Source organism: Agrobacterium sp. B1(2019) (genome assembly GCF_008274755.1).
GTDB lineage: Bacteria > Pseudomonadota > Alphaproteobacteria > Rhizobiales > Rhizobiaceae > Agrobacterium > Agrobacterium salinitolerans.
Genome location: NZ_VTPB01000003.1, coordinates 501138 through 515753, shown reverse-complemented (window position 1 = coordinate 515753; position 14616 = coordinate 501138). Strand labels below are relative to the sequence as shown.

The following is a 14616-nucleotide window of genomic DNA, read 5'->3' as shown; positions in this document are numbered from 1 at the left end:
TTTCAGGCCGCATAGCAGAAGGGGGAGCGCGCCGCACCTGCTGGCGGCGCGCTCCGGTTTGCGTCAGATGCTCGATGGGGCAAGCACCGCCTGCATCAGGTTGTTGTTCCACTCACCCGTCACCTTGAAGTGGGCGGCCGCGCCCAGTTCGAAGGCTTCGATAAGGTTGTGGTTGACATAGGCGTAGATGCCGGGCTGCTCAAAGGTATAGAAGGCCGCGCCCGCTGTGCCGCCGGGGATGAACCAGGTTTCCTGGTCAAGATCCGGTGGGTTGCGGAACTTGCCCGTCGCCCAGACATAATCGCCGTGGCCACCAATGAGGTGCGGGCGGGTATCACGGTTCGCCTGCGAATGGACGATCAGCACCTTCTCGCCAACGGCGGCCTGAAGGGCGTGTTCCCCGGTCAGGGCGCCGACTGCGCCGTTGAAGACGATGTGGCTCGGCGTCAGCTTGCGCATCACCTCCAGCGTGTCGGCCATGGCGTCGCCGGCGCTTTCATATTTCTTGAAATTGCCGTTCTCGTCGCGCGGGATGTAGAAGTCCTGCTCGCCGACATAATAGACCTTGTCATAAACAAGTTTCTTGCCGTGGCCGTCCGTCAGGCCCTCTCGCGGCAATACCATGATCGCGCCATTCATGCCCGAGGTGACGTGCCAGGGCACCATGCCGGGAGGTGCGCAGTGATAGACAAAGACGCCAGCCTTGGTGGCCTTGAAGCGCAGGATCGCCTTTTCACCGGGGTTGACGATGGTGAGCCCGCCGCCGCCGAGCGCGCCGGTGGCCGAGTGGAAGTCGATATTGTGCTGCAGCTCATTGGTATCAGGGTTGATGAGGGTCAGTTCGACATAGTCGTCCTGATGCACCACCATCAGAGGCCCGGGAACCGAACCGTTGAAGGTCATGGCGTGGACCTCGGTGCCCTTGTCGTCGAGGATCATCTTCTGCTCTTTGATCGTGAGCGTGAACTCGACGATCTTCGGTCCACCTTCGGCTTTCTGCGTGTGGGCGTGCACGAAGGGCGGTTTGACGAGATCAACTTTTACGCGAGGCAGCGCTGCAATCTCCGCGCTCGTCAATGGCTTGGCTGTGGCCTTCTTTTCCTCTGCCGCGCTCGCTGCCGAGGGCATGATGACGGGAGCTATAGCCCCTGCAAATGCTGCGCCTGCGAGAATATTACGCCGTGTGATGTGGAAGGTTTCCGTCATCATTCTTCTCCTATCCCTCTTGGGGCAGAGCATGTTTCGCTCTGTCACAGCATTTGTAGCGGAGGGGCGGAAATACAATTTGAGATGGAGCAAACTTCGCTTTCGGCGCCCTGCGACATTTTGGCAGGCGGCTGAAGGCCGGCGTGGAAGCGTCGCGCCGCCTCTTTGCCTGTTCGCAAAGAAGCCGGACGGGCTTGGGTCTAGACATATGTCAAGACCAAGCAAGGAGTATTATAATGAGTGGCAGCGAAACCGTTCTCACCCAAGGGCGCAGCCGGCCAAAGGGCGGCATTCCAAGAGGGCTGGCGCGCACCGGCCCGGTTATCTTTTCTTACGGCTTCCGGCCGTTTTTCCTCGGTGGCGCCCTCTGGGCCATCGTGGCGATGGTGTTGTGGATCGCAGCCCTTTCCGGCTTCATCGACCTTGGCGGGGATTACGGCGCACCGAACTGGCATGCCCATGAGATGCTGTTCGGTTTCGCTTCGGCGGTGCTGGCCGGTTTTCTTTTGACGGCGGTGCCGAACTGGACGGGACGACTGCCGGTGTCGGGCAAACCTTTGGTGTGGCTGTTTGCGCTCTGGTGTGCCGGCCGGCTTTTCCTGCTTGTGTCGGAGACGGTGGGCGTGGTCACCGCCGCAGCCGTGGACGGGCTTTTCCTGCCGGCGCTTCTGGCGATCTGCGCGCGCGAGGTCATTGCCGGGCGCAAATGGAAAGATCTGAAGGTGCTGGGCGGGCTGCTGGCGCTTTCCGTCGCCAACATCGTGTTCCATGTGGCGGCGATCGAAGGCGACCTGAGCCAGATCGCGACCCGCCTTGCGGTCTCTGCCTATACCGTGCTCGTCATCATCGTCGGCGGCCGCATCGTGCCGAGTTTTACCCGCAACTGGCTGAACCGTTTCGGCCGCACGGATTTCCCCGTGCCCTATAACGGTTTCGACACCGCAGCCATCCTCACCGGAATCGCGGCGCTGGCCGTCTGGACAATAGAGCCCGAGAGCATCGTGGCCGTGCCAACGGCGCTTCTGGCGGCTTTCATGCACGCCGCGCGTCTTATCCGCTGGCGCGGCTGGACGACCTGGCCGGAGCAGGTGCTGGTGGTGCTGCATGTCGCCTATGCCTTCATTCCCGCCGGTTTCATCACCATAGCGCTGGCGGCGCTTGACGTGATGGATACGCGCTCGGTCCTGCACATACTCACCGTAGGCGTTATCGGCTGCATGATGCTTGCTGTCATGACGAGAGCGAGCCTTGGCCATACCGGGCGCAAGCTCGCGGCCAGCAGGGTCACCATCGCCGCTTACGTGGCGCTGATCGCCTGCGCACTGCTGAGACCGGCAGCCGAGTTCTTCCCCGGCGCGATGATGCATCTCTATGCTTGCTCGGCGCTCTTCTGGATCGTGGGTTTCGGTCTCTTCTGCGTTGAATATGGGCCGATCCTGACGCGTGAGCGCAAACCGCTGAAAGCGTAGTCGAGTCGTTGCTAAACCGCCAAAACGAACCGCCCCGGAAGCAATTTCCGGGGCGTTTCGTTATCGAGGGATTTTGTATCCGGCTTAATGCGCGCCGGCGCCAGCGCGGATGAAGATGCGAAAAGCCGTGCGCGCCTCGTCGAAATTGCCGGCCCATTGATGGCCCCGGGCCAGAAGGTCCGGGTAAAGGAAAGTCGGCTCCTGCGGTATCAGCACGAAGATCACGGCGCCAGGTGGAAGACGGTCAAGTGCGGCAAGCGTGCGGTTTGCCTGACCTTCGGCCGTTTCGTCGCTGAGATCGAGATAGATGACCGGGTCTGGCCATATCTGCGGCTCCTCGGCATTGCCCGCAATCGCCGGTGAAACAGAAATCTGCTCCGCTTCAGTGGATTGCGGCGTAAACAGCACTTCCCAGTCACCGCCGCCGATTTCCCTCACCTGATGGTCGAAACCGCGCTCTGCCATCACCTTGAACAGCGGAACGGGCCGGAAGGTGGCGTATAATCGCAGCGCCTCACCCGGCGCAAGTCCGGCCACGGCTTCCATGATTGCCGGAAAGGGCTCGCCGCCGCTCAGCAAAAGCGGCCGGACATCGAGTTCCCTGATTCTTTCCGTCATTGCATCACCTCATCTGTCGGCTGGCGGCGGCAAGGGCCGTCCGCCAGAGGTCTTTTCACCACATCGCCGGGGCAGGGGTCAATGTTCGGATCCGCAGCAGCATTCGCAGCCGGACATATCATCCTCGGAACCTTCGGCCTGTTCTTCAAGCCGGCCGATATCGAGGCGCCAGACTTCCGGACCCTGTTCGAGATATTCCCAGCCGAACTGGCCGGGGAAATTTGTGGCGAGCTGGTAAAGCAGCGGACGGGGATCGTGATCGCTGGTGATCTGCAGCGATTGACCCTCGGTCAACGCGCCGAGCGCACCGAAAATGCGCGGATGACGTTCGCGATGCGGAATGATGCGCACATCGATATTGGTTGCGGTTTGGGCTTCGGACATAGGCTGGCTCCACGGCCGCGGATGGAATGATGCCCGGCGGTGCGGCCGGCCGGCGGACTGGAAAAACCTATCCGCCGTGCCGTTGGGAGACATTGTCGCCGCGCAAACAAACCTGAGATTCGTCAGGTCCGTCTGCGCGACAATCAGCCGGCAAGGCTGCGATAGATTGCCGGCAGCGCCGATGGCAGCTTGGCGATCCTGTTGATGATGGCATAACCGTTCTGGCCGAACATGGCCGGAATATAGGATTGCGCCTTGCTGTCGACCGTTACGCCGAAGACGCTGACGCCCGAGCGCCGCGCCTCGGAGACCGCGCGGCGGCTGTCCTCGATGGCGAAGCGGCCCTCATAGTGGTCGACATCGTTCGGTTTCCCGTCCGTCAGCATCAGAAGCAGCTTGCGGCGCTCCGGCCTGTCATGCAGCTTGGCGCTGGCATGGCGGATGGCGGGGCCGATGCGGGTATAAAAACCGGGTTTCAGCGCCGCAATGCGACGTTCGACAGCGTGGCCCATTGGCTCCTCGAAATCCTTCACCGTTTCCACCCGCACCCAGGAACGGCGGCGGGAGGTGAAGGTCAGGATGGAGTGACTGTCACCACAGGCGGAAAGCCCGTGCGCAAGCACCAGCAGCGCTTCCTTCTCCACATCGAGAACCCGGCGATTGTCGAACCAGGCATCGGTCGACAAGGACACATCGACGAGGATCGTTACGGCGAGATCATGCGCCTGCGGGCGGCTGGCCATATGGATGCGGTCGCTGCCCTGTCCGCCGGCGGCGATATCACTTCTGGCGCGCACCACGGCGTCAAGATCGAGATCGTTGCCGTCAAGCTGGGCGCGCAGCATCTCGTGGCGCGGTCTCAGCACCTCGAATTGCCGCCTGACCCGGCGGATGAGGCTTTTAGTGTCCGGGTCGGGTTCCGGTGCCGTCTCCGCGTCTTTCGCCGGACCGGCGATGACCCGGCAATGATCGGCGAGATAGCTGCTGCTGCGATAATCCCATTCGGGATAGGTCAGTTCCGCCGTTAGCGCGGTATGGTTCAGTGCTTCGGGCGGCAGGTCCAGATCGAAGCGGAAGCGGGCGGAGGGCCGTCCCTTTCTTTCACCCAGCGTCATGTCATCCAGCTCGTCGGCTGCGCTGCCGTCGGCATCGTCGCTGTCGTCGCCGGGACGATCGACATTGACCATCTCCGCCATGGCGAGGATTTTTTCGAAACGGTTCAGGATGAAGGGGCTGCGTTCCGTCTGCCGGTTCTCCGCCTTTTCACGCACGGCGATATGACGGGCCGCTTCCGCCCCCTGTGGTGCTGCGCTCGCCGCCGGCTGGTCTTCGCCCTGCCGCGCCTCGGAAGTTTCGCGCAGCAGCGTGTCCGGCCATAGCGGCACCGGCAGCATCGGCAGGTAGCGCGGCGGCGCCTTGGCCGGAAAGCCGGCGGGTGGCGCATGGCCCTCGATCCCTGCCGTATCGGCGAGCATGGAAAGCACCCGTTGTTCCACCTGCTGTTCCGCCTGCGGCAGCGGCCGCTTCTGCCGCACCGCGAGCATGGCGGCGCAAAGCCGGCGATAACGGGCCTTCATTCCGGGGAAGGCATGGATGACGGCTTTTGCCAGTTCTGCGGCGCGGTCGAGCCGGGCGAGATCGTTGCGCAGCGGATCGGCAGCCATGACTGGTTCAAGCGGCATCATCGCCATGGTGGCGGCGAGCCAGAGATAAAGATCGCGGTTGAGGCGCCGGTCGGGAAACAGATCGAGCACCGGGGGCAGCATCAGCGTGGCATGATCGCGTCCGGGCTGGGCAAGCTTTTCTTCGCCGAGACCCATGCGCTGGCGAAGCCTCAGCCGGTGTGTGGAGGTGCGGGCGCGGGCCGGGGCGATCTGCACCGCATGTTCACCGCCAAAACCGCGGAAACATATGGCCAGCACGGCCTGCATATCCTCCAGCTTCACGGCATGATCCGGGAAGCGCAGCCATGTGCCGGTTTCGCCAATCAGCCTGTGCCAGGCGCGGCCGACGGTTTCTTCCAGTTCCAGAAAGTCCAGCATGGTTTATCCTCATGGCATCGAGCCGGAATGCGCGGGTAATACCGCGCATTCAGATATGGATATAAATGTGCCTTATCGGATGACCGCATCCGCGACTTCATGCAGCGCGGCCTTCACATCCGGCTCGTCGGTCAGCGGTTCGATCATCGCCGCGCGCACGGCCTGACGGGCGGGAAGGCCGGTATCGATGAGGCTGGCGCAATAAACGAGCAGGCGGGTGGAGACGCCTTCTTCCAGATCGTGGCCTTTCAGGCCGCGCAGCCGGTGGGCGAGATCGACGAGCGGCTCGACATCGCGGGCATCCAGCCCGCTTTCATGCGAAACGACGGCAATCTCCTGCTCCTTCGGCAGAAAATCGAATTCAATGGCGACGAAGCGCTGGCGGGTGCTGGGTTTCAGGCTCTTTAAAAGGTTCTGATAGCCGGGATTATAGGACACGACGAGCATGAAGCCGGAGGGCGCTTCCAGAACCTCGCCGGTGCGCTCCAGCGGCAGGATACGGCGGTCGTCGGTGAGCGGATGCAGCACGACAGCCACATCCTTGCGCGCCTCGACGATCTCGTCGAGGTAACATATGCCGCCCTGGCGCACGGATCGCGTCAGCGGGCCGTCCATCCACACGGTTTCGCCGCCTTTCAGCAGGTAACGGCCGGTCAGATCGGCGGCAGCTAGATCGTCGTGGCATGAAACGGTGGAAAGCGGCAGGCCGAGTTTCGCTGCCATATGGCTGACGAAACGGGTCTTGCCGCAACCTGTCGGACCTTTCAGCAGCAGCGGCAATTGCCGCACCCAGGCGCTTTCGAACAGCGTGCATTCATTGCCAATCGGGGTGTAGAACGGCGCGTCCGGCAAAGGCTGCGGCGCGGGGCGGAAAATCGTATTCATGGTCATCTCCATGGTTGATGGTAAGCACCGGCTCTCCGGGGGAAAAGGAGAGCCGGTCCGTTTCTCATTCGGCGGGCTGCACGAGGCGGGCGACGTCGCCCTGTTTCTGCTTGCCCGGCACCAGAACTGCCCAGATGAACATGATTGCCGAAATGAGAACTGCGAAACCGGAGCCGAGGCGGATCCAGTAGAAGATCGCCAGCTGGTCCTGCACATCCATGAAGCTTTCGCCCATGACACGCTGAAGCTGGATCTGCACCACGCCGGCAAAGGTCAGCGCGAAGGTCATGACCGACATGGCCGTGCACATCACCCAGAAGCTCGTCATCGAAAGCCACTGATTATACGGCGCGCGTTTCTTCATTTCCGGTATGGCATAGGCCATCATGGCAAGGTTCAGCATCACATAGGCGCCGAAGAAGGCGAGGTGGCCGTGGGCGGCGGTGAGCTGCGTGCCGTGGCTGTAATAGTTCACCGAAGACAGCGTGTGCAGGAAACCCCAGACGCCGGCGCCGAAGAAGGCCATGACCGAGCAGCCGATCGACCACAGAAGCGCTGCGCGGTTCTCATGCTTGCGGCCGGCCTTCCAGGTCATGACGAAGGTGAAGATGACCATGGTGAAGAAGGGGGCCACTTCCAGCGTCGAGAACAGCGAACCGATCCACTGCCAGTAACCCGGCGCGCCGATCCAGTAATAATGGTGGCCGGTGCCGAGAATGCCCGAGAAGAGGGCAAGGCCGACGATGACATAGAGCCATTTTTCCACCACTTCGCGGTCGATGCCATTGAGCTTGATCATCAGGAAGGCGAGGATCGAGGCCATGATCAGTTCCCACACGCCTTCCACCCACAGATGGATGACGTACCACCAGTACATCTTGTCGAGCGCCAGGTTCATGGGGTTGTAGAAGGCGAAGAGGAAGAAGATCGCCAGACCCCAGAGACCGAAGAGCAGGATATTGATGACGGTGGTCTTGCGGCCCTTCAGCGCCGTCATGGTGATGTTGAACAGGAACATCAAAACGACAAGCACGATGCCGACCTTGATCGCAAAGGGCTGTTCGAGGAATTCGCGGCCTTCGTGGATGCGGAACATATAACCGACCACGGCAACGGCGGCGGCCACCAGGAAGATCCAGAACTGCGCGATGGCGAGTTTCGGGCTGTAAAGCTCCGTTTCCGTTTCTTCCGGCAGAAGATAGAAGGTCGAGCCCATGAAGCCCATCAACAGCCACACGACCAGTGCATTGGTATGGATCATGCGCACGATGTTGAAGGGCAGAAGCTCGGAAAGCGTATTGGGCAGAACGTAGATCGTGGCGGCGACGACGCCGAACAGGATCTGCGCCACGAACAGCCCGATTGCGCCGTAAAAATACAGCATGGCGACTTTTTGCGTCTGGTATTTCATCTCGTCATCTCCTTGCCGTCAGCCTCAACCCGCATCGTTCGGCGGCCAGTTCTGCGTCTTGATCCGGCTCGTCCATTCGAGGAAATCGACGAGATCATCGAGTTCCTGTTCGGTGAGATTGAACTGCGGCATCTGGCGGCGGCCTTCGATGCCGGTGGGCTGGGCGGCCATCCACGCTTTGATGGAATCGCGCGCCGCTTCCTTATCTTCCACGCCGCCATAGCGTTTCCAGACATTGCCGAGTTCGGGCGCGAAATAGGCGCCTTCGCCGAGCAGCGTGTGACAGTTGATGCAGGAATTTTCCTCCCACACATGCTTGCCGCGCGCGACGCTTTCCGTCAGCGTGCTTTCATCCGTCGAGGTGGTGCGCATGTAATAATGGCTATGGGCCGTCAGCCCGACGAATATGGCGAAGAAGAAGATGGAGCCGCCGTAAAAGACGTTTCGCGCTCCTGTTTTGGTCAGGCGTTCTGCCATGCCAATGGTCCTTTCCATCCGGAAGACCGCTTGTGCGGACTGGCTTGATCGAACCCTCTTGCCGGAATTTGCCGGCAGGCTTCGGGTCTCGCCCCTTTCTAGCCGCTGGCCGCCGGCGTTCTTTGCCATTTGGCAAACAAATGGAGAGGTGGTGTGGTCCGCCTTTTCAGAGCGACAAAATGCCCTGCAGGAACGCCCGCAATAGGGCTGCGGCGGCAAAGATGGCCGGCCATGCCAGAAGTGCTGTGCGCAGCAGGCCACGCTCTTCGCGAAAGCCCAGAAAATCGTCGATGACGCGTCTGGATTTCAGGAGCGCGAAAAGCAGTATCAGGCAGGCGGCGGCGACCGGCGGCAGAAGCGCCGCTTTCCACGATGTCACGACGGTCGTACCGGCAAGAACAAGAATGGCGAGCATGGCGAAGCTTCTTGCAAGCTGGCGGGAGGTGCGGTGGATCATGATGTCAAACCAGATAAATAACGGGAAAAATGACGATCCAGACGAGATCGATCACATGCCACAGCGTCGTCACCAGCGTGACGTTCTCGTTTTTGGGGAAGACTGCGACGAGAAACAGCAGCACGGCCACGAAGACGACATGCAGCAGGTGGAAGCCGGTGAGCAGAAAATAGAGCTCGAAGAAAGCGCCATAGGCGGGATCGGAGGCGAAGGCGATTTCGGTGGAATATTCATAGAGTTTTACACCGACGAAAGCGAAGCCCAGCAGGCCGGCAAGCACAAGTGCCCGTCTTTTGCCCGCCAGCGCGGTGTAGCGGCTTGCCGCGACGGCCGCCTGCCAGCCGCTTGCCAGTAAAATTAGTGTGTTGAGGCCGGCAAGTTGTGGCTGCAGATGTAGGCGCGCGGCGGCGAAGGGCTCGGGATTGAGGGTGAAGGCAATGATGAAGGCGCCGGTCAGCGCGCCGAAAGCGGCAAGTTCGCTCCAGACCAGAATCCACAAAAGCAGGTTTCTGCTTTCCTCTTCCGTATTGATCGCCATTGCCTTGTCCGTAATTGTAAAACAGCAAGCCACGCTTAGGCGCCCTCAAACCCCGCTTCTTTGCGGTCGGTCAAAGAAGGGAGCGTGCAAAGTCCTATTGTCATGACAAAGCGCAACTCTGGAAAATGGAGCTTCCCATGAACGACGCGCAGGTCGGGCTGATTGTCGCAACCCCTATTATCATTGGCTTTGCGGTGCTGTTGTACCGTATGGGTGTGTTGCAGCGCATGGGTGCGGTTTCCGCCGTGCTTGCCTCCGTGGCCATTGCTTCGGTGCTGTTCCTGAACCAGTGAGAAGGCAGTCGCATGCTTGAACTTGTCGCCGCTCTTTCGCTTTTCGTGGCGCTGCATTCCATTCCCTCCGTCCCTGCCGTGCGCGGCCGGCTGATCGCGGCCATCGGCAGGCCCGCCTATTTCGGGAGTTATTCCGTCGTCTCGCTTCTGACGCTGGGCTGGGTATTTTATGCCGCGCTGTCGGTCGAGTATATTCCGCTCTGGGACGTCGCGCCCTGGCAGGCGCATGTCACCTTTCTGGCAGCGCCGATTGGCCTGTTTTTCGTGCTGGCCGGCCTCCTCAGCGTCAATCCGCTTTCCATTTCCGTGCGGCAGGGAGATATACCGGGGGCAATCGTGCGCATCACGCGGCACCCGGTACTCGTCGGCCTTCTGTTCTGGTCGTTGGGGCATGTCGTGCCGAATGGCGACCTGCGTTCCGTCATCCTGTTCGGCGGCTTTGCGCTGTTTTCGCTTGGCGGGATGGCGATGACCGAAAAACGCGCGCGGAAAAGACTGGGTAATACATGGAGCGCGGCGGCTGCTAAAAATGCAATGATCCCTTTCGCAGCAATGCTTTCCGGCAAAACGCGCCTCGCCGTGGACGGGCCGATGCTGTTAGCCGCAGCGCTGACAGGGTTGACGGTGTGGTGGCTGCTGGCCGGCGGCCATGCCGCGCTCTTTGGCGCTGACCCGATGACCTATCTTTGATGGCTCACGACGTATTCACCATATGCGGCTGCCATATCGGCGCCTGCGGCGCGGAAGCGATGCCTAGCTGGTCGATGGCGCGGGCGGCGAGCTGGTCGACAATATCGTCGACGCTTTGCGGCTTGTTATAAAAGGCCGGCACCGGCGGCATGACTATCGCACCTGCCTCCGTCACCGCGCACATATTGCGCAGATGGATGAGATGCAGCGGCGTCTCGCGCGTCATTAGCACAAGTTTCCGACGTTCTTTCAAATGCACATCGGCGGCGCGGGTAAGGAGATTGTCCGAAAGCCCGGTTGCAATGGCCGCAAGTGTGCGCATGGAGCAGGGGGCGACGATCATGCCTGTTGTCGGGAAGGAGCCGCTGGCAATCGCTGCGCCGATATCATCGACAGCATGATTGACGCTGGCGAGCGACAACATGCGCCCCATGGCTTCAGCACCTTCCTCATGCAGCACGGTGCGTCTGGCGGATTGCGACAGGACGAGATGGATTTCGACGCTTTTCATCCCGGCAAGGCGCTCGATAATACGCAACGCGATGCCGGCACCCGAGGCGCCGGTAACGCCGACCACGACGCGGCACGGGGTCAAGGCCGTTCTCCTAGGCCGAGATCGCGCCACATCAGGTCGACTTTCGCTATCACGTCAGGTGTCATGGAGAGCACGCGGCCCCATTCGCGCTCCGTTTCCGGCGGCAGCTTGCGGGTGGCGTCCAGACCCATCTTGCCACCAGGGCCGGCTTTCGGCGAGGCGAAGTCGAGATAATCGATGGGCGTATCGTTGATGATCGTTGCATCGCGCGAGGCGTCGAAGCGGGTCGAAAGCGCCCAGATGACATCCGCCCAGTTGCGCACATTGATGTCGGGATCGACCAGAATGATGAGCTTCACATAGCTGAACTGCGGCAGCATCGACCAGAGCCCCATCATCACCCGCTTTGCCTGACCGGGATAACGCTTGTCGATGGAGGCGACCATGATGCGGTAGGAACAGGCCTCCGGCGGCATCCACAGATCGACGATTTCCGTAAACTGCTTTTTCACGAGCGGCAGGAAAATCTCGAGCATGGCTTCGCCGAGAACAGAAGGCTCATCCGGCGGCCGGCCGGTATAGGTGGAAAGATAGATCGGATCGCGGCGCATGGTGATTGCCGAGAGTGTCATGACCGGAAAGGATTCGACCGAATTATAGTAGCCGGTATGGTCGCCATAGGGGCCTTCGAGTGCCGTTTCCGTTGCCGAAACGGTGCCTTCCAGCCCGATTTCGGCATTGGCCGGCACCGGCATCGGTACGGTCAAGGCGCTGGCAATGCGGCTTTTCGAGCCGCGCAGCAGGCCGGAGAAGCCAAGCTCGCTGATATGGTCGGGAAGCGGCATCACGGCGGAAAGAATGGTGGCGGGATCGGCACCGATGGCGACGGTAACGGGCATATCCAGCCCGCGCGCCTGCCACAGGCGGTGGTGATGCGCGCCGCCGCGATGCGCCAGCCAGCGCATGATCACCCTGTCCGGTCCCAACACCTGCATGCGATAGATGCCGACATTGATATCGTCGGGATCGTCAGGCGAACGGGTGATGACCAGCGGCCAGGTGATGAGCGGGGCCGGCTCGCCCGGCCAGCACCATTGCACCGGCAGGCGGGCAAGATCGACCGCATCACCCGTCAGCACCTTCTCCTGCACCGGCGCACGGGGAACGCTGCGTGTCCGCATGGAAAGTGCGGCTTTCAGCAAAGGCAGCTTACCCCACGCTTCGGCCATGGATTTCGGCGGCCTTGGCTCGCGCAATTCGGCGAGCGTTTGGCCAAGTGCGGGCAGGCCGCCGGTCTCAAGCCCCAGCCCCCATTCGATGCGCCGTCGCGTGCCGAACAGATTGGCAAGCAGCGGTATCGCCCGCACCTTGCCCTCATGGTCCACGGGTTGCTCGAACAGCAGCGCCGGCCCGCCACCGGCAAGCACGCGGCGGTGGATTTCGGTGATTTCGTGCACCAGCGATACCGGCTGGCGAATTCGTCGCAGCTGCCCATGTTCTTCCAGCAGCCGGATGAAACCGCGCAGATTGGCGGTGCGGATGGGTCTCGTTTCTGTTTCTTCGTCTCTCATGCCGCCTGTTTGAAGGCGGCAATGCGGCATGTCCTTGCGCTGCCGCAAATGCGGCTTCAGTGCGAACGAAGATAGTCGGCAAGAACCAGGGCGTGGTTGTGTTCGATATCGTGGGCGGCATAAAGCAGCGTGACCCGGCCCTTCGCCATCAGCTCCTTCATGTGCGCCACGGCATCGGGATTGGCGGCCAGCTCCTCATGATAATGCCGGGTGAATTCCTCAAAGCGGGACGGCATATGGGAGAAGTTCTTGCGCAATTCGTTGCTGGGCGCGATGTCCTTCATCCACAGGGAGAGCTTTGCATTTTCCTTGCTCATGCCGCGCGGCCACAGCCGGTCCACCAGAATGCGCGCGCCGTCATCGTCGCTGGTGGGTTCGTAAATCCGTTTGACCCTTAAATCGGACAGGGGTGGCCTCCTTGGCTTGGCAAGTGAATGATTTATAGCGGCTTTTGTGAAGACGCACCCGAAAATTTCCCTGTCTTTGCGTTCGCTCAAACCGCCACCCGCGCGCTGCGGTTAGGTTGCCGCCCGCAACTGAGCCGACAGGACCTTTCATGAGACCTTTTCCCGCCGCCATCGCCCGCCCCATGAATTTCCTGCCCATTGCCGTGGTGCAGCGAGCGACGGCGGCGATGCTGGCGCAGATCATGAAGCGGCATCCGGATATGTTCGTCCGGCTCGGTGAACATCGTGGCAAGCGCTACGCCTTTCTGCCCGTCGATCTCCCCTTCGCCTTCATGGTCGAGCCGGCAGGTCCCGCCATCACCGTCAGCCGCAAGGCTCGCCTGCCCAAGACGGACGCGTCGGTGGAAGGGCCGCTTTTCATGCTGCTTGCGCTGATGGAGGGGCGGCAGGATGCCGATGCGCTGTTCTTCTCGCGCGATCTCAGCGTCACCGGCGATATGGAGGCGATGCTGGCGCTGCGCAATGCGCTCGATGATAGCGGCATCGATCTGCCGCGCGATCTCGGTGCATTTGCTGGGCCTTTCGCGCCAATGGTAACGGGCCTTGCGAACCGCCTGCGCGGCCATGTTCTATCCGAAACACGGGGAGGTGAGGCATGGAACTGATCTGTCCTGCAGGAACGCCCGCCGCCTTCCGCGAGGCCGTGGATGCCGGGGCGGATGCGGTCTATTGCGGGTTTCGCGATGAAACCAATGCCCGCAATTTCCCCGGCCTTAATTTTTCCCGCGAGGAACTTGCCGAGGCCATCGTTTACGCGAAAAAGCGCCGTGTCCAGACCTTCGTGGCGCTCAACACCTTCATGCGTGCTGGCAATGAGGATATCTGGTATCGCGGCGCGGCCGATGCGGTTAAGGCGGGAGCGGATGCGCTTATCCTTGCCGATTTCGGTCTGATGGCGCATGTGGCGGAACATCATCCGCAGCAGCGTATCCACGTCTCCGTGCAGGCCTCCGCCTCCAATGCAGATGCGGTGAATTTCCTCGTCGATGCCTTCGGCGCGAAACGTGTGGTGCTGCCGCGCACCCTGGCTATCCCCGACATCGCCCGGCTGGCGCGGCAAATCCGCTGTGAGATCGAAATCTTCGTGTTCGGCGGTCTCTGCGTCATGGCGGAGGGACGCTGCTCGCTCTCGTCTTACGCCACAGGCAAGTCACCCAACATGAACGGCGTCTGTTCGCCGGCAAGCCACGTCCGCTACCGGCAGGACGGGCAGGCGCTGGTGTCGGAACTTGGCGATTACACCATCAACCGTTTTCCGGCCGGCGAGGCGGCGGGTTACCCTACGCTGTGCAAGGGCCGTTTCGAGATCGCCGATGACAGGTCCTATGCCTTTGAGGATCCGGTGTCGCTTGATGTGATGGACCAGATCGATGCCTTGCGCGAGGCGGGCGTCAGCGCACTGAAGATCGAGGGCCGCCAGCGCGGCAAGGCCTATGTGGCGGAAGTGGTTTCCACCCTGCACCGGGCACTTTCCGCCGGTGCTGAGGAGCGCGGCAGGTTGCTTTCCCGCCTACGGCTCTTGAGCGAAGGCCAGCGCACCACCGTCGGCGCTTATGAGAAACGCTGGAGATGA

General features: G+C 61.4%; 17 protein-coding genes. 5 read left to right on the top strand and 12 right to left on the bottom strand.

What is annotated here, in order from left to right:
- Positions 1-63 precede the first annotated feature (63 nt).
- Positions 64-1206: a copper-containing nitrite reductase gene (gene nirK / locus AGR1_RS22680; RefSeq protein ID WP_149148313.1), complete on the bottom strand. Its 1143-nt coding sequence runs from the start codon at positions 1204-1206 to the stop codon at positions 64-66.
- A gap of 236 nt (positions 1207-1442) precedes the next feature.
- Here nirK and AGR1_RS22675 point away from each other — a divergent pair, with 236 nt between their 5' ends.
- Positions 1443-2675 (top strand): NnrS family protein, encoded by a 1233-nt coding sequence (locus AGR1_RS22675; protein WP_149148312.1) that lies wholly within the window; start codon positions 1443-1445, stop codon positions 2673-2675.
- 84 nt (positions 2676-2759) lie between these two features.
- Here the strand turns inward: AGR1_RS22675 and AGR1_RS22670 are convergent, their stop codons facing one another.
- The 8 genes from AGR1_RS22670 to AGR1_RS22635 all read right to left on the bottom strand — a co-directional run bounded on the left by AGR1_RS22670 (position 2760) and on the right by AGR1_RS22635 (position 9487).
- Positions 2760-3293, bottom strand: a complete 534-nt coding sequence (locus AGR1_RS22670; protein ID WP_149148311.1) for a DUF2249 domain-containing protein — start codon at positions 3291-3293, stop codon at positions 2760-2762.
- Positions 3294-3371: 78 nt separating this feature from the next.
- Positions 3372-3677 (bottom strand): DUF2249 domain-containing protein, encoded by a 306-nt coding sequence (locus AGR1_RS22665; RefSeq protein WP_035257647.1) that lies wholly within the window; start codon positions 3675-3677, stop codon positions 3372-3374.
- 143 nt (positions 3678-3820) lie between these two features.
- Positions 3821-5719 (bottom strand): nitric oxide reductase activation protein NorD, encoded by a 1899-nt coding sequence (locus tag AGR1_RS22660; RefSeq protein WP_149148309.1) that lies wholly within the window; start codon positions 5717-5719, stop codon positions 3821-3823.
- A 72-nt stretch (positions 5720-5791) separates the two neighbouring features.
- Positions 5792-6604, bottom strand: coding sequence for a MoxR family ATPase (locus AGR1_RS22655; RefSeq protein ID WP_149148308.1), 813 nt, complete (start codon positions 6602-6604; stop codon positions 5792-5794).
- A gap of 64 nt (positions 6605-6668) precedes the next feature.
- The gene (locus AGR1_RS22650) at positions 6669-8015 is read right to left on the bottom strand and encodes a nitric-oxide reductase large subunit (protein WP_137411895.1); all 1347 of its coding nucleotides are present in this window, start codon (positions 8013-8015) and stop codon (positions 6669-6671) included.
- A 24-nt stretch (positions 8016-8039) separates the two neighbouring features.
- Positions 8040-8492: a cytochrome c gene (locus AGR1_RS22645; RefSeq protein WP_137411896.1), complete on the bottom strand. Its 453-nt coding sequence runs from the start codon at positions 8490-8492 to the stop codon at positions 8040-8042.
- 166 nt (positions 8493-8658) lie between these two features.
- A complete protein-coding gene (locus AGR1_RS22640; RefSeq protein WP_149148307.1) occupies positions 8659-8949 on the bottom strand; it encodes a cytochrome C oxidase subunit IV family protein in 291 nt (96 codons plus the stop codon).
- A 4-nt stretch (positions 8950-8953) separates the two neighbouring features.
- Positions 8954-9487 carry a cytochrome c oxidase subunit 3 gene (locus tag AGR1_RS22635; RefSeq protein WP_149148306.1) on the bottom strand — a complete coding sequence of 178 codons (534 nt, stop codon included), beginning with the start codon at positions 9485-9487 and terminating at the stop codon, positions 8954-8956.
- Positions 9488-9624: 137 nt separating this feature from the next.
- Here AGR1_RS22635 and AGR1_RS22630 point away from each other — a divergent pair, with 137 nt between their 5' ends.
- Positions 9625-9780 carry a hypothetical protein gene (locus tag AGR1_RS22630; RefSeq protein ID WP_003520964.1) on the top strand — a complete coding sequence of 52 codons (156 nt, stop codon included), beginning with the start codon at positions 9625-9627 and terminating at the stop codon, positions 9778-9780.
- A 12-nt stretch (positions 9781-9792) separates the two neighbouring features.
- The gene (locus AGR1_RS22625) at positions 9793-10470 is read left to right on the top strand and encodes an NnrU family protein (protein WP_149148305.1); all 678 of its coding nucleotides are present in this window, start codon (positions 9793-9795) and stop codon (positions 10468-10470) included.
- Positions 10471-10474: 4 nt separating this feature from the next.
- Here the strand turns inward: AGR1_RS22625 and AGR1_RS22620 are convergent, their stop codons facing one another.
- From AGR1_RS22620 to AGR1_RS22610, 3 genes are read right to left on the bottom strand one after another with little or no spacing between them, the layout of a single operon-like run.
- A complete protein-coding gene (locus tag AGR1_RS22620) occupies positions 10475-11065 on the bottom strand; it encodes a UbiX family flavin prenyltransferase (RefSeq protein WP_137411900.1) in 591 nt (196 codons plus the stop codon).
- Positions 11062-12576, bottom strand: a complete 1515-nt coding sequence (locus AGR1_RS22615; RefSeq protein WP_187772262.1) for a UbiD family decarboxylase — start codon at positions 12574-12576, stop codon at positions 11062-11064. Before AGR1_RS22615 ends, AGR1_RS22620 begins: the two co-directional genes overlap by 4 nt.
- A 56-nt stretch (positions 12577-12632) precedes the next feature.
- A complete protein-coding gene (locus AGR1_RS22610; RefSeq protein WP_149148515.1) occupies positions 12633-12983 on the bottom strand; it encodes a DUF488 domain-containing protein in 351 nt (116 codons plus the stop codon).
- A 149-nt stretch (positions 12984-13132) separates the two neighbouring features.
- Between AGR1_RS22610 and AGR1_RS22605 the strand changes: the two genes are divergently transcribed.
- Together AGR1_RS22605 and AGR1_RS22600 are read left to right on the top strand one after the other, a co-directional pair.
- Entirely contained in the window at positions 13133-13648 is a 516-nt protein-coding gene (locus AGR1_RS22605) for an SCP2 domain-containing protein (RefSeq protein ID WP_149148304.1), read from the top strand.
- The gene (locus AGR1_RS22600) at positions 13639-14616 is read left to right on the top strand and encodes a peptidase U32 family protein (RefSeq protein ID WP_149148303.1); all 978 of its coding nucleotides are present in this window, start codon (positions 13639-13641) and stop codon (positions 14614-14616) included. Before AGR1_RS22605 ends, AGR1_RS22600 begins: the two co-directional genes overlap by 10 nt.

What these genes read in the sequence shown, in the direction of transcription:
- nirK (WP_149148313.1), bottom strand. Translation starts at nt 1,206, where the DNA reads ATGACGGAAACCTTCCACATCACACGGCGTAATATTCTCGCAGGCGCA.
- AGR1_RS22675 (WP_149148312.1), top strand. Translation starts at nt 1,443, where the DNA reads ATGAGTGGCAGCGAAACCGTTCTCACCCAAGGGCGCAGCCGGCCAAAG.
- AGR1_RS22670 (WP_149148311.1), bottom strand. Translation starts at nt 3,293, where the DNA reads ATGACGGAAAGAATCAGGGAACTCGATGTCCGGCCGCTTTTGCTGAGC.
- AGR1_RS22665 (WP_035257647.1), bottom strand. Translation starts at nt 3,677, where the DNA reads ATGTCCGAAGCCCAAACCGCAACCAATATCGATGTGCGCATCATTCCG.
- AGR1_RS22660 (WP_149148309.1), bottom strand. Translation starts at nt 5,719, where the DNA reads ATGCTGGACTTTCTGGAACTGGAAGAAACCGTCGGCCGCGCCTGGCAC.
- AGR1_RS22655 (WP_149148308.1), bottom strand. Translation starts at nt 6,604, where the DNA reads ATGAATACGATTTTCCGCCCCGCGCCGCAGCCTTTGCCGGACGCGCCG.
- AGR1_RS22650 (WP_137411895.1), bottom strand. Translation starts at nt 8,015, where the DNA reads ATGAAATACCAGACGCAAAAAGTCGCCATGCTGTATTTTTACGGCGCA.
- AGR1_RS22645 (WP_137411896.1), bottom strand. Translation starts at nt 8,492, where the DNA reads ATGGCAGAACGCCTGACCAAAACAGGAGCGCGAAACGTCTTTTACGGC.
- AGR1_RS22640 (WP_149148307.1), bottom strand. Translation starts at nt 8,949, where the DNA reads ATGATCCACCGCACCTCCCGCCAGCTTGCAAGAAGCTTCGCCATGCTC.
- AGR1_RS22635 (WP_149148306.1), bottom strand. Translation starts at nt 9,487, where the DNA reads ATGGCGATCAATACGGAAGAGGAAAGCAGAAACCTGCTTTTGTGGATT.
- AGR1_RS22630 (WP_003520964.1), top strand. Translation starts at nt 9,625, where the DNA reads ATGAACGACGCGCAGGTCGGGCTGATTGTCGCAACCCCTATTATCATT.
- AGR1_RS22625 (WP_149148305.1), top strand. Translation starts at nt 9,793, where the DNA reads ATGCTTGAACTTGTCGCCGCTCTTTCGCTTTTCGTGGCGCTGCATTCC.
- AGR1_RS22615 (WP_187772262.1), bottom strand. Translation starts at nt 12,576, where the DNA reads ATGAGAGACGAAGAAACAGAAACGAGACCCATCCGCACCGCCAATCTG.
- AGR1_RS22605 (WP_149148304.1), top strand. Translation starts at nt 13,133, where the DNA reads ATGAGACCTTTTCCCGCCGCCATCGCCCGCCCCATGAATTTCCTGCCC.
- AGR1_RS22600 (WP_149148303.1), top strand. Translation starts at nt 13,639, where the DNA reads ATGGAACTGATCTGTCCTGCAGGAACGCCCGCCGCCTTCCGCGAGGCC.